This is a genomic window from Streptomyces sp. NPDC007901 (genome assembly GCF_042959465.1).
GTDB lineage: Bacteria > Actinomycetota > Actinomycetes > Streptomycetales > Streptomycetaceae > Streptomyces.
The window spans coordinates 26,525-39,730 of the sequence record NZ_JBIBKW010000013.1 but is presented as its reverse complement, the minus strand read 5'-3'; the positions used below and the strand labels follow the sequence as shown (position 1 = coordinate 39,730).

Sequence of the window (13,206 nt, the reverse complement as noted above, 5' to 3'; positions counted from 1 at the left end):
GTGACCGGCACCCAGGACACCTGGACCGGGCTGGTGAGCCGCGCCTACGACCATGCCCGCCCCGCCGTCCGCTTCGGCGACCTCACCTGGAGCGGCCGGGAACTCCTCGACCGGGCGGGCGGCGCGGCCGACTGGCTGGACACGCTCGGCCTGGCCCCCGGCACCCCGGTACCCGCGCTCGTCGCCACCTCCGCCGACGCCCTCGCGCTGGTGATCGGCGGCGCGGGCTCCGGCCACCCGCTCGCCCCGCTCGGCGTCCGCATGACCGCGCCGGAGATCGCGGCGGTACTCGACGCCCTGGGATCCCAAGTGCTCATCGCCCAAACCGAGTTCGTCGAACTCGCCCAGCAGGTGGTCGGTCTCTCCGGTTCCCGGCTGTACCTGGTCGGTGAACTGCCCCCGCGCGGACGGGACCTGACCGCCGAACCGCAGCAACTCGCCACCGTCCTGCACACCTCCGGCACGACGGGCAGGCCCAAGCCCGTCCCCATGACGCAGCGCCGCCTTGCCGCCCGGGCACGGGTCAACGGCCGGCTGTGCGCGCTCGACCCCGACTGCTTCTACGGCGGCAGCGCGCCCTTCCACCACATCGCCGGCCTCGGCAACATCGCCGTCGCCCTCGCCGCCGGCGCCCTGATCACCGGCCTGCCCCGCTTCACCGTCGCGGGCTGGACCCTGCTCCGAGACCTCGGCATCACCCACACCAGCATGGTCCCGGCGATGCTGGAGACCCTGCACACGGCCGGACAGGCCCGCCACGAGACCCTGCGGACCCTGCAGTACGGCGGCGCGCCCGTACGCCCCGACACGCTGCGGCGGACGTACGAGGCCATGCCCGGCGTCCGCATGCTCAACATGTTCGGGCAGACCGAGGGTTCGCCGATCACCGTCCTCACGCCGGAGGACCATCGCGAGGCCGTCGCCGGACGCACCGAGCTCCTGCGTTCCGTCGGACGGGCCGCGCCCGGCACGGAGCTGCGGGTGCACGGCGCGGGGCCCGACGGGATCGGCGAGATCCATGCGCGCGCCGACCACTTCTTCCACGTCGACCCGGAGGGCTGGCTGCACAGCGGCGACCTGGGCCGGGTGGCGGACGACGGGTACGTCTACCTGTCCGGCCGGGGCAGCGACATGATCATCCGCGGCGGTGAGAACGTCCACCCGCTGGAGGTCGAGACGGTCCTGACCGCCCATCCCGGCGTCGCGGACGCTGCCGTCACGGGCGCGTCGGACGAGCGTCTCGGCCAGACCGTCGTCGCCTTCGTCGTGCCGTCCGACCCAGAAGTCCCGCCGGACACGGCGGAATTGAGGGCCCATACCCGCGCCCGGCTGTCCGGTTACAAGGTCCCCGTGCGCTGGTGGTTCGTGTCCGAGCTGCCCCGCAACCCGAACGGCAAGGTGCTGCGCCACCGGCTGCGGGAGCCGTACGAAGAAGGAGAATCACGTGCCTGACGCCGTCGACCCGCAGCGACTCGACGTCCTGCTGAGCCGGATCCGCCGGGAGGCCGAGGACGGTCCTCTGCCCTCCGCCCAGGTCGCCGTCGCCCACGACGGCCGGCTGGTCGCTTTCGAGACCTACGGCGACGCGGACCCCGGCACCCGGTACATCCTCCAGTCCGTCGGACGGTCGATCGTCGCGGGCGCCGTCTGGAAGCTGATCGGCGACGGACTGCTGGACACCGGCGAACAAGTGGCCGCGATCATCCCGGAGTTCGCGCCGAACGGGAAGGAGGCGGTGACCGTCGAGCAGGTGCTCACCCATACCGCGGGCTTCCCCTTCGCGCCGCTGGGCCACCCCAAGATGCTCGACCGGGCGCAGCGGCTCGCCGCCTTCGGGCGCTGGCGGCTGGACTACCCGCCGGGAAGCCGCTTCCAGTTCCACCTCACCTCGTCGGCCTGGCTGATCGCCGAGATCGTCGAACGGCGCACCGGCCTGGCCTTCGCCGACTACCTGCGCGAACGGATCACGGAGCCGCTCGGCCTGTCCTCGATCGAACTCGGGGTGCCGGTGGACCGGCAGCCGGGCAGCGTCGCCCCGATGCTCGCCACCGACCGCACGGCCGAGGACCAGGAACCCGACCCCTGGGGTCCCTGGTACCTGTCCGACCCGCAGGTCCTGGCGGCCGGCGAGCCCAGTCACGCCCTCGTCGCCACCGCCGCCGACGTCGCTCTGTTCTTCCAGGCGTTCACGCACTCGGGCCTGTGGAAGCCGGAGGCGGTGGCGGAGGGCACCCGCGTCCGGCTGACGGAGCATCCGTACGGTGAGCAGATCTACGGAGGCGGCGGCGAACGCCGTACCAGCATGGGGCTTTTCGTGACCGTGACCGGACCCGACGCGGGCAGCAACCTGCCGTCCACCGGTTCGCCGGCGCTGTTCGGCAGCGCCGGGGCCGCTTACCAACTGGGCTTCATGGACCCGGAGTCCGGCCTGTCCTTCGCGTGTCTGAGCAACGGCTATCCGCTGGCCGGTTACGACCACACCCCGCGTGGCACCGCCCTGATCGCCGACATCGCGAACCTGGCGGCGGGCCTGGTCCGATGACCGGGCCCGCCGCCAGGCGGGTTCTCTCGTGGCCGGGGCTCAGCGGGTAATGAGCTGCTGGGCGTTGTGGAACATGATGTCGTCCTGAGCGGACTCGTCGAGCTCGGCGATGAGCTTGCGGAAGTCGGCCGGCTCGGCCAGGCCCTCCGCGTGCGGGAAGTCGGAGCCCATCACGATGGACTCGTGGTAGCCGAGCCGCCTGACGACGTTCACGATGTCGTCCTCCGGGTAGGGCACCACGCGCACGTGCTTGCGGAAGACCTGGCTGGGCCGCTCGTCCAACTGGCCGCCGATCCACGGGCCGTTGCGGCCCATGCCCCGGCTCTTGTCCATGTGCCGGACGAAGTGCGGCACCCACTCGGAGCCGAACTCGGAGACCAGGACGTTGATGTCGGGGAAGCGGCCGAAGAGGTTGTCGAAGATCAGCGCGGACAGCGTCTCCTCGATCGGGCGCTGGCCGTAGGTGTTCTGCCACTGCCAGGCCGACATCCGGAAGTGGATCGGGTTCGGGTCGTAGCCCCAGGCGGGCGCCACCTGCGAGTTGTAGTAGAACTCGCTGATGTGGTAGCAGACGCTCGCCTTGGCGTCGTTGACCAGCTTCCAGAACGGATCGAAGTAGGGGTCGCCGGGGGAGCGGCCGTACACCGGACCGGTGGGCAGCAGGATGAAGCGGGCGCCCTGCTCCAGGACGTACTCCAGCTCCTTGACCGCGTGGTCGAGGTCGCGCAGGGAGAGCAGGGCAGGGGCGTAGATGCGGCTCTGGTGGTCGAAGCCCCACACCTCGTTCATGTAGCGGTTGAACGAGTGGTAGTTGGCGTAGAGCGGCTCGACGCCCTTCACGTACTCCTCGGCGACCAGGGCCCAGCCGCCCGGGTACATGATCGACTGGTCCAGGCCCTGCTCGTCCATGACCCGCAGCCGGGCCTCGCGGTGCTGGTACGACTCGTGCATCGGCTCGAACTGGTAGGTCTCCTCGGGGTTGCCCGAGGACATGGCCTTGAGCATCTCCTTGAGCGAGCCGGGCCGGTACACCTGCCCGAACTCCGGTTCCAGGCAGACGACGATCCGGTCCCCGGCGAGGATCACCTCGCGCCCGTCCGGCAGCGTCACCGGCGCGACGGCCGCACCGAGGAACTCCTTGGGGAGGTAGCGGGTGAAGGAGTCCCGCTCCTCGTACATGTGCTGGTCGCAGTCGAAGATGCGCTTGCGCTGTTCGGCCATGCCCGTCGCCTCCGGACCCCAGAGCTAATCGGTACGCCTCCTATAATTATCTAACTGTTTCGAGTAGGCAAGGGGGGTGTCGTGGTGTGACTCCGCGGGGAGCGTCAGTCGATGAGTTCCAGCACGGTCTTGGGGCCCGCCCCGTTCACCACGTCGTCCGCGGCGGTGATGTGGCGCTGCCAGAGCTTCTCGGCCTCGTCCGTCTTGCCGGCCTCGATCAGGCCGACCAGGCGCACATGGGCCCGGTGGCCCTTGAGGGCCTGGGCCTTCTGGGCCTCGGCGTCGGCGGCGCCCGCCGTGTACGAGGCGTTCGCCCGGTCGATGATGTTGCGCAGCATGCCGCACAGCAGGATCAGGGTCTGGTTGCCGGTGAGGTCCACCAGCAGGGCGTGGAAGGCGTCCTGGGCGTGGACCAGGCCCAGCGGGTCCTCCAGGACGTTCTTCTCGGCGGCGACCGCGTCCCGCAGCCGCTTGATGTCCTCCGCCGTGTGCTTGCCGGCGAGCTGCCGGACGCACTGCGGCTCGATGAGGGCGGCCGCGCGGTAGAGGTCGCCCAGGGTGGCGCCGCGGTACTCCAGGATCAGTCCGGCGAACCGGGCGGCGACGTCCGCGTCCGGGGCGCTCACCCGGGCGCCGCCGTGGGCGCCACGGCGCACGGTGATCAGCGACTCCGACTCCAGGACCCGGAACGCCTCGCGCAGGGTCGGCCGCGAGATGCCGAACTGCTCCATCAGGCCCGACTCCGGAGGCAGCGCGTCGCCCGGCTTCAGCTCGCCCCGCACGATCTGCCGGCGCAGGTGGCCGGCGACCAGCTCGGCGGTCTTCGGGACCCGTACCTGGCGTCCGATGCGGCCGGGGGCGCGGACGGGCGTGGTCGGCGTCTCTGCTGCGGCTGCCTCGGCCACGGTGGACTCTCCTCGTATGTAGCCAGGTAAATAGCAAAATGAATCTGCTTAGTGCATCGAGGGTACCAGGTCAAGGGTGGATCGACCGATGGTCGGCGGGAGCGGTCTGGCCTCTTCAGGCCTCTGTGAGATATAGATGATTCATCTAGCTATTACAGCTTCGCTGTTCACTCGACGGATGTCACGGGAGTGCCCCCATGGCCGAGAAACCGACCCCGGTGATCCTCACCGAGCTCACCGACGACGGGGTCCTGCTGCTCACCCTGAACCGGCCGGAGCGGCACAACGCCTGGACCCTGGAGATGGAACTGCTCTACAACGAGCTGTTCGACCGGGCCGAGACGGACCCCGCGGTGCGGGCCGTGGTGCTCACGGGCGCGGGCCGCAGCTTCTGCCCGGGCATGGACATGAGCGTGCTGGACGGCGCGTCCTCCGGAGCCCGCCCCTGGCCCACGGACCGGCTGCCGCCGCGCACCCGGCCCATGACCTTCCCCAAGCCCCTGGTGGCGGCGATCAACGGCGCATGCGCGGGCATCGGCTTCAACCAGGCGGTCATGTGCGACGTGCGGTTCACCGTGCCCGAGGCGAAGCTCGCCGCCGCATTCAGTGCCCGCGGTCTGGTGGCCGAGGACGGGGTGTCCTGGCTCCTGCCCCGGCTCGTCGGCTACGGCAACGCCGCCGACCTGCTGCTGTCCTCGCGCCGGATCACCGGGACGGAGGCCCTCGCCATGGGCCTGGTCAACCGCCTGTCCGCACCGGAGGACCTGCTCCCCTCGGCGCTCGCCTACGCGACGGAACTGGCCCGCACCGCCAGCCCGTACGCGATGTCCCTCATCAAGCGCCAGCTCGCCGACGACCAGGCCCGCACCTTCACCGAGAGCCGGGACAGCGCCGCCGCGCTGCTGGCCACCGCCAAGCGCGCTCCGGACTACCGGGAGGGCGTACGCAGCTTCATCGAGCGCCGCAGGCCCGAGTTCGCGGCCTTGGGAGAAGCCGTTCCGGAGGTCGCGTCGTGACCCGCGCGGCAATCCCCCTGCACCGCCGTACGATCGCCTTCTGCGCCTACGAGGAGGACCGCGGCGAGATCTCGGTCGAGGCGGAACTGCGCGACGAGCGACCGTGGGAGGAGCCGCCGGGTGGAGTCGTCCACCGGATGGTGCTGTCGGTGCGGGTGCGCCTCGCCGACATGGTGATCACGGCCGCCTCGGCGGGCATGCGGGACTTCCCGCACGCCGAGTGTCCGCTGATCGCTCCCGCCTTCGGCGGCCTGGTCGGGCTGAGTGTCGCCGCCGGCTACAACCGGGCCGTCCAGGAACGCTTCCGAGGGGTCTCCGGCTGCACACACCTGCACGAACTGGCGCGCGCCCTCGGCCCGGCCGTCGTGCAGGCGGCCATCTCCGCCCGCAACCGCCACGCCCCCGACCCGTCGGCCAACGACCCGCGCTCCAGCGCGTGGGTCATGAACAGCTGCCACATCTGGGCCCCGGACGGCGTAGGCCTCCGCAAACTCGACGCGGGCTGGCGCCCGGGCACCGGTCCCCGCCCGGTGCCCGAGCTCGGCACCTTCGAGTAGCGCGCAGTGCAGCACCCCATAAAGGGCGCGGGGCGGTGTCGATATGCGGCTACCGCCGTGTGGGCGCGACCAGTCACGACGATGCAGCAGACGACTGACGGCACACGGCCGCACATCCCGCGGAACAGTCCTAACCCAGACTTGTCCTCGGCTCCCGCGGCAGCCCCAGCACCTTCTCCGCCAGAATATTCCGCTGGATCTGCGAGGTGCCGGCGTAGATCGTCCCGGAACGCGCGATCAGATACGTCGTCGACCAGGACGCCGAGGAGTTGGCGGCGCCCGGATCGTCGGCGCGATAGGTCCGCAGCGGTGGCCGCCCCGCCGGTACCTGCCCGTGCAGGCTCATGATGTCCATGGCGAGGTCGGTGACCTCGGTGTGGTACTCGCTCCAGTACAGCTTGGCGATCGACGTCTCGGGACCCGGTTCGGCGCCCTTGAGCCAGCCGGTGAGGATCCGGTAGCCGAGGTAGCGCATGATCTCGACCTTCGACCAGCACCAGGCGATGCGCTGCCGGATCACCGGATCCCGGTCCTTGCCGTACTGGCGGGCCAGCTCGACCAGGCGCTCCACCTCCGCCCGGAACAGCACGGGGTTGGTGGCCGCCTCCTCCCCGCGCTCCACGCCCAGCAGGCTCTGCGCGACCGCCCACCCGTTGTCGACGCCGCCGACGACCAGATCGGCACGGGTACGGGCGCCGTTGAAGAAGACCTCGTTGAAGTGCAGCTGCCCGCTCATCATGCGGAACGGGCGCACTTCCACACCGGGCTGGTCCAGCGGCACGAGCAGGAAGGAGATGCCCCGGTGCTTGGGGGCGTCCCGGTTCGTGCGGGCCAGGACGAAGATCCAGTCGCTGTGGTGGGCGCCCGAGGTCCACACCTTCTGGCCGTCGATCACCCACGCGTCGCCGTCCCGTACGGCACGCGTGGTCAGGGAGGCCAGGTCCGAGCCCGCGTCCGGCTCCGAGTAGCCCTGGCACCAGGTGTCCGCGCCGCTGAGGATGCGCGGCAGGAAGTGGCGCTTCTGGCCGTCCGTGCCCCAGCGCAGCAGCGTGTTCGCCAGCATCTTCACGCCGAAGGTGTCCTGGGGCAGCCCGAACGGCACGCCCGCCAGCGCCAGTTCCTCCATCAGCACCACTTGGTGGAGCTTGGACAGGCCGCGGCCGCCGTACTCCTCGGGCCAGGTCAGCGAGAGGTAGCCGCGCCGGGCGAGCCGTCGGCGCCAGTCCCGGGCGAAGGCCCGGGCCGGTTCCTCGTCCAGGGCTCCGATGCCCTTCCAGTCCGGTGGCAGCTCCTCGGCCAGGAAGCTCCTGACCTCGGTGCGGAACGCCTCGGTCTGCGGCGGATAGCTGATGTCCACCTGTCTGCCTCCCTGTCCGGCCGGCCCGTCGCACGGTTGATAGTTTCAGCATAATAGGTTATCTATTTAAGAGGAATAGCGACGAGTCAGGGGCGGGCCGCATGCAATTGCTGGAGGGCCGGAACGCCGTGGTCACGGGCGGCGCACAGGGCATCGGCTACGAGATCGCCGGCGTCCTCGGCGCCGCGGGCGCTCGCGTCGTCATCGGTGACATCGACGGGGCCGCCGCGGCACAGGCCGCCGAACGGCTCGGCAAGGACGGCGTGACGGCCACCTCGATCCGCTGCGACGTCACCGACGAGGACGAGGTGGCCGCGCTGGTCGCCCACTGCGCCGACGCCTTCGGGCCGGTCGGCGTGATGGTCAACAACGCCGGGTTCACCAGGGACGCGACCCTGCGCAAGATGCCCGTCGCCGACTTCCGGGCCGTCCTCGACGTGCACCTCACCGGCGCCTGGAACGGCACCCGGTACGCGGCCGAGGCGATGCGCGCGCACGGACGGGGCGGCAGCATCGTCAACATCTCCTCGATCGCCGGCAAGGTCGGCAACTTCGGGCAGACCAACTACAGCGCCGCCAAGGCCGGACTCGTCGGCCTGACCAAGGCCGCCGCCAAGGAACTGGCGAAGGCGGGGATCCGGGTGAACGCCGTACAGCCCGGTCTGATCCGTACCGCCATGACCGAGGCGATGCCCAGGGCGGCCTGGGACGCGAAGCTCGCCGAGATCCCGCTGGGCCGCGCGGGCGAACCCGCCGAGGTCGCCCAGACCGTCCTCTTCCTCGCCTCCGACATGGCGAGCTACGTCACCGGAGCCGTGGTCGAGGTGACCGGCGGCCGGTACATGTGATTCCCCGCTGGCGAGGCGACGAGCCGACGAGCCGACGACGAGCTGACGAAAGGCATGACGGATGCGTGACGCGGTCATCTGTGAACCGATACGTACCCCGGTCGGGGGCTATGGGGGAGTGTTCCGGGACGTCACCGCGACCGAGCTGGCCGCCACAGTCGTCCGGGCCGTCCTGGACCGCACCGGCGTCCCCGCCACGGCCGTGGACGACGTGATCCTCGGCCAGTGCTACCCCAACGGCGAGGCCCCGGCCATCGGCCGGGTCGCCGCCCTGGACGCCGGACTGCCCGTGGAAGTGCCCGGACTCCAGCTCGACCGCCGCTGCGGCTCCGGCCTCCAGGCCGTCATCACGGCCGCGATGCAGGTGCAGACCGGCGCCAGCGACCTGGTCCTGGCCGGGGGCGTGGAGTCCATGAGCCAGGCCGAGTTCTACACCACCGACGCCCGCTGGGGCGTGCGCGGCGCCGGCACCATGCTGCACGACCGGCTCGCCCGCGGCCGGGTCACCTCCGGCGGCGTCAACCACCCCGTCCCCGGCGGCATGCTGGAGACCGCCGAGAACCTGCGGCGCGCGTACGGCATCCCGCGCGAGGAACAGGACCAACTGGCCCTGCGCTCCCACCAGAAGGCAGTCGCCGCCCAGCAACAGGGCCGCTTCACCGACGAGATCGTGCCGGTCACCGTACGCACCCGGAAGGGTGAGACGGTCGTCGACACCGACGAACACCCGCGCCCGGACTCGTCGTTGGAGAAGCTCGCGCGGCTGCGCCCGGTACTGGGCCGCCAGGACCCCGAGGCCACCGTCACCGCCGGCAACGCGAGCGGCCAGAACGACGGCGCCGCGATCTGCGTCGTCACCCACCCCGAGCGCGCCGCCGAACTCGGCCTGCGCCCGCTGGGCCGCCTGGTCTCCTGGGCCGTCGTCGGTGTGCCGCCCGAGACGATGGGCATCGGCCCGGTGCCCGCCACCGCCAAGGCCCTCGAACGGGCGGGACTGAAGCTCGCCGACATCGACCTGATCGAACTCAACGAGGCCTTCGCCGCCCAGGTGCTGGCCTGCACCCGCGAATGGGCGCTGAGCGAGGCCGACTTCGACCGGTTCAATGTCAACGGTTCCGGGATCTCGCTCGGCCACCCCGTGGGCGCCACCGGCGGCCGCATCCTCGCCACCCTGCTGCGCGAGCTGGACCGCCGCCAGGTCCGCTACGGCCTGGAGACCATGTGCCTCGGCGGCGGCCAGGGTCTCGCAGCGGTCTTCGAACACTCAGCCAAGGGAGGACGCTGACATGGCCGGACTGATCGCATACGGCGCCCATGTGCCGTACCACCGCCTCGCCCGGGCCGACGTCGCCGCCGCCCTCGGCACGCCCGCGGCGAAGGGCACCCGCGCTGTGGCCGGCTACGACGAGGACACCACGTCGATGGCCGTGGAGGCCGCCCGCACGGCCCTGGCCCGCGGCGACCTGCGCCCGCGCATCGGCCAGCTGTTCCTGGCCACCGCGACGCCCGCCTATCTCGACAAGACCAACGCGACCGCCGTGCACGCGGCCCTCGGCCTGGACCCGCACGTCCTCGCCGCCGACATGGCCGGCTCCGTACGCTCCGGCCTCGGCGCGCTGGTCACCGCCGCCCGCTCCCCGGTCCCCACCCTGGCGGTCCTCTCCGACCTGCGCACCGGCCTGCCCGGTGGCGCCGAGGAGGTGGCCGGCGGTGACGGCGCGGCGGCGTTCGTCTTCGGCGGCCACCGCAACGGCACCCCCGTCCTCGCCGAACTGCTCGCCCACGACACCGTCAGCGACGAGATCCTCGACCGCTGGCGGCTGCCCGGCGCCCCCGCCTCCCGGGTCTGGGAGGAGCGCTTCGCCGAGGAGATCTACGTCTCCCTCGCGGACCAGGCGCTCACCGCCGCCCTCGACCACGCCGGCCTGGACCGCACCGCGATCGACCACCTCGTCGTCTCCGGCCTGCACGCGCGCGCCTGCACGACGGTACGGCGGACGGCAGGCGTACGGCCCGAGGTGGTCACGGCGGACCTCACCGGCACCATCGGCAACGCCGGCACCGCCCAGCCCGGCCTGCTCCTCGCCGACGTCCTCGACCGCGCCCGCCCCGGCGAGCTGATCGCGCTCCTCGTCCTCGGCGACGGCGTCGGAGTGCTGCTGCTGCGCACCACCGACGCCCTCCCGGCCCACCGCAGCGGCCGCCCGGTCGCCGCGCAGATCGCCGCGGGCAGCCCTCCGATGCCGTACGCCACCTACCTCTCCTGGCGCGGCCTCCTCGACCGCGAACCACCGCGCCGACCCGACCCCGAGCCGCCCTACGCCCCGCCCGCGCACCGCCGTACCGGATGGAAGTACGGCTTCGTCGCGGCCCGGTGCGAGAAGTGCGGCACCCGCCAGCTGCCGCCGGACCGGGTGTGCGCCTCCTGCCACGCCGTCGACGCCATGACCGACGAACCCATGCACGCCGTACGGGGCACGGTGGCGACCTTCACCGTGGACCGGCTGGCGTACACGCCGAGCCCGCCGATGCTGGTCGTGGTCGTCGACTACGACGGCGGCGGCCGGTTCCGCTGCCAGCTGACCGACGCCACCGAGGCGGACGCGGTCATCGGTGCCCGGGTGGAGATGACCTTCCGGCGCACGGTCACCGCGTCCGGCATCCACAACTACTTCTGGAAGGCCCGCCCGGTGCGCCTGGGCGAGGACGAGAACGAGGACGAGGGGACAGACTGATGGGCTCGCACGGAATCCGCGACCGGGTCGCGATCGTCGGCATGGGCTGCACGCCGTTCGGCGAGCACTGGGGCAAGTCCGCCGACGACCTGCTGGTCGACTCGGTCGGCGCCGCCGTCTCCTCGGCCGGCGTCACCCTCGACGACATCGACGCGTTCTGGTTCGGCACCCAGGCCTCCGGCGTGTCCGGGCTGACCCTGAGCCGGGCCCTGCGGCTGCCCAACAAGCCGGTGACCCGCGTCGAGAACATGTGCGCGACCGGTTCCGAGGCCCTGCGCAACGCCTGCTACGCGGTCGCCTCCGGCGCCTACGACATGGCGATGGCGGTCGGCGTGGAGAAGCTCAAGGACTCCGGGATGTCCGGTCTCTCCGGCACCGCGATCCCCGGCGCGGGCGACGACAGCCGCGGCGAGATCACCGCCCCCGCCAACTTCTCCCTCCTCGCCCCCGCCTACGCCGCCAAGTACGGCCTGCCCGAGGACGAGTTGAAGGACGTCATCACCCGCATCGCCTGGAAGAACCACGTCAACGGCGCCCGCAACCCCCGCGCCCAGTTCCGCAAGGAGGTGCCGCTGGAGCGCATCCGGTCGGCGCCGATCGTGGCCGGCATGCTCGGCGTCTTCGACTGCTCGGGCGTCTCGGACGGTTCGGCCGCCGCGATCGTGGTCCGGGCCGAGGACGCCCACCGGTACACCGACAAGCCGATCTTCGTGAAGGCCCTGTCCTTCGTGGCCGGCCCGGCGGACGGCCTGCTCGACCCGGAGTACGACTTCACCACCTTCCCGGAGGTCGTCGCCTCCGCCCAGGAGGCCTACCGGCAGGCGGGCGTCACCGACCCGCGCGCCGAACTGGCCCTCGCCGAGGTCCACGACTGCTTCACGCCCACCGAACTGGTGCTGATGGAGGACCTCGGCTTCGCCGAGCGCGGCCAGGCCTGGAAGGACGTCACCAGCGGAGCCTTCGACCTGGACGGCTCGCTGCCGGTCAACCCGGACGGCGGCCTGAAGGCCTTCGGCCATCCCATCGGCGCCTCGGGTCTGCGCATGATGTTCGAGGCCTGGCTCCAACTGCGGGGCGAGGCCCCCGCCGAGCGCACCGTGCGGACGGTGGCCGAGGGCCGCTCGCTCGCCCTCACCCACAACCTCGGCGGCGGACCCGGCGAATGCGTGTCCTTCGTGTCCGTCGTCGGCAGTCAACTCTCCGACTGAGAAAGGCGGTTCGTGCCATGGGGCGACTCGACGAGAAGATCGCGATCGTCACCGGGGCCGCCTCCGGCATCGGTGCGGCCACCGCCCGCCGCGTCGCCGCCGAGGGCGCCCACACGGTCGTGGCCGACCTGGACCCGGACGGCGCGAAGGCGGTCACCGAGGAGATCCGGGCCGCCGGCGGCTCCGCGACGGCGGTCGCCGTCGACCTCGGTGACATCGACAGCGTACGGGCCATGGTGGCGGCGGCCGTCGAGACATACGGCGGCCTCGACGTCCTGCACAACAACGCGGCGGCCACCCGGCTGGCGGCCCGTCAGGACCTCGCCGTCACCGAGGCCGACCCGGTCGTCTGGGACGACACCATGCGGATCAACCTGCGCGGGACGATGGTCGCGATCCAGGCCGCCGTACCGCACCTGATCGCTCGCGGCGGCGGCTCGATCATCAACACCTCCTCCGGCGCCGGACTCGCGGGCGACCTGCGCAATCCGGCGTACGGGGCGTCCAAGGCCGCGCTGATCAACCTCACCCAGTACGTCGCGACCCAGTACGGCAAGCAGGGCGTCCGCTGCAACGCCGTCGCGCCCGGGTTCATCGTCACCCCGGCGAGCTCCGGCTCGGCCCACGCGGGCATCCGCGACGCCATGCTGCGCCACCACCTCACCCCGCGCCTGGGGCGGCCGGAGGACGTCGCCGCGGCGGTGGTCTTCCTCGCCTCCGACGAGTCCGCGTTCATCACCGGCCACACCCTGCGCGTCGACGGCGGCCTCCTGGCCCACCAGCCCTACGTCGCCGACCTGCGCGACGCGTGAGCCGC

12 protein-coding genes are annotated in these 13,206 nt (G+C 71.8%); 9 read left to right on the top strand and 3 right to left on the bottom strand.

Annotation, left to right across the window (positions count from 1 at the left end):
* Both ACFZDK_RS34920 and ACFZDK_RS34915 read left to right on the top strand, forming a co-directional pair.
* Nucleotides 1-1,452, top strand: coding sequence for an AMP-binding protein (locus ACFZDK_RS34920; RefSeq protein WP_390978170.1), 1,452 nt, complete (start codon nucleotides 1-3; stop codon nucleotides 1,450-1,452).
* Nucleotides 1,445-2,542 carry a serine hydrolase gene (locus ACFZDK_RS34915; protein WP_390978168.1) on the top strand — a complete coding sequence of 366 codons (1,098 nt, stop codon included), beginning with the start codon at nucleotides 1,445-1,447 and terminating at the stop codon, nucleotides 2,540-2,542. The genes ACFZDK_RS34920 and ACFZDK_RS34915 overlap by 8 nt, the downstream gene beginning before the upstream one ends.
* Nucleotides 2,543-2,581: 39 nt before the next feature.
* On the opposite strand, the gene ACFZDK_RS34910 is transcribed toward ACFZDK_RS34915, so the two are convergent.
* Nucleotides 2,582-3,763 carry an amidohydrolase family protein gene (locus ACFZDK_RS34910; RefSeq protein WP_390978166.1) on the bottom strand — a complete coding sequence of 394 codons (1,182 nt, stop codon included), beginning with the start codon at nucleotides 3,761-3,763 and terminating at the stop codon, nucleotides 2,582-2,584.
* 104 nt (nucleotides 3,764-3,867) lie between these two features.
* A complete protein-coding gene (locus ACFZDK_RS34905) occupies nucleotides 3,868-4,668 on the bottom strand; it encodes a GntR family transcriptional regulator (RefSeq protein WP_390978164.1) in 801 nt (266 codons plus the stop codon).
* A 197-nt stretch (nucleotides 4,669-4,865) separates the two neighbouring features.
* On the opposite strand from ACFZDK_RS34905, the gene ACFZDK_RS34900 reads away from it, so the two are divergent.
* Both ACFZDK_RS34900 and ACFZDK_RS34895 read left to right on the top strand, forming a co-directional pair.
* Nucleotides 4,866-5,684 carry an enoyl-CoA hydratase-related protein gene (locus ACFZDK_RS34900; RefSeq protein WP_390978162.1) on the top strand — a complete coding sequence of 273 codons (819 nt, stop codon included), beginning with the start codon at nucleotides 4,866-4,868 and terminating at the stop codon, nucleotides 5,682-5,684.
* A complete protein-coding gene (locus ACFZDK_RS34895; protein ID WP_390978160.1) occupies nucleotides 5,681-6,241 on the top strand; it encodes a DUF2889 domain-containing protein in 561 nt (186 codons plus the stop codon). Before ACFZDK_RS34900 ends, ACFZDK_RS34895 begins: the two co-directional genes overlap by 4 nt.
* Nucleotides 6,242-6,371: 130 nt before the next feature.
* Here ACFZDK_RS34895 and ACFZDK_RS34890 read toward each other — a convergent pair whose 3' ends face one another.
* The gene (locus tag ACFZDK_RS34890; protein ID WP_390978157.1) at nucleotides 6,372-7,598 is read right to left on the bottom strand and encodes an acyl-CoA dehydrogenase family protein; all 1,227 of its coding nucleotides are present in this window, start codon (nucleotides 7,596-7,598) and stop codon (nucleotides 6,372-6,374) included.
* Between the two features lie 101 nt (nucleotides 7,599-7,699).
* Between ACFZDK_RS34890 and fabG the strand changes: the two genes are divergently transcribed.
* The 5 genes from fabG (at nucleotide 7,700) to ACFZDK_RS34865 (ending at nucleotide 13,201) form a co-directional block, all read left to right on the top strand.
* Nucleotides 7,700-8,446, top strand: a complete 747-nt coding sequence (gene fabG, locus ACFZDK_RS34885) for a 3-oxoacyl-ACP reductase FabG (RefSeq protein ID WP_390978155.1) — start codon at nucleotides 7,700-7,702, stop codon at nucleotides 8,444-8,446.
* A gap of 61 nt (nucleotides 8,447-8,507) precedes the next feature.
* Nucleotides 8,508-9,731 (top strand): acetyl-CoA C-acetyltransferase, encoded by a 1,224-nt coding sequence (locus ACFZDK_RS34880; protein WP_390978153.1) that lies wholly within the window; start codon nucleotides 8,508-8,510, stop codon nucleotides 9,729-9,731.
* A 1-nt stretch (nucleotide 9,732) separates the two neighbouring features.
* Nucleotides 9,733-11,181 carry an OB-fold domain-containing protein gene (locus ACFZDK_RS34875; protein ID WP_390978150.1) on the top strand — a complete coding sequence of 483 codons (1,449 nt, stop codon included), beginning with the start codon at nucleotides 9,733-9,735 and terminating at the stop codon, nucleotides 11,179-11,181.
* Nucleotides 11,181-12,389, top strand: a complete 1,209-nt coding sequence (locus ACFZDK_RS34870) for an acetyl-CoA acetyltransferase (RefSeq protein ID WP_390978148.1) — start codon at nucleotides 11,181-11,183, stop codon at nucleotides 12,387-12,389. Before ACFZDK_RS34875 ends, ACFZDK_RS34870 begins: the two co-directional genes overlap by 1 nt.
* Nucleotides 12,390-12,406: 17 nt before the next feature.
* Nucleotides 12,407-13,201: a glucose 1-dehydrogenase gene (locus ACFZDK_RS34865; protein WP_390978146.1), complete on the top strand. Its 795-nt coding sequence runs from the start codon at nucleotides 12,407-12,409 to the stop codon at nucleotides 13,199-13,201.
* The last annotated feature ends 5 nt before the right edge of the window (nucleotides 13,202-13,206 follow it).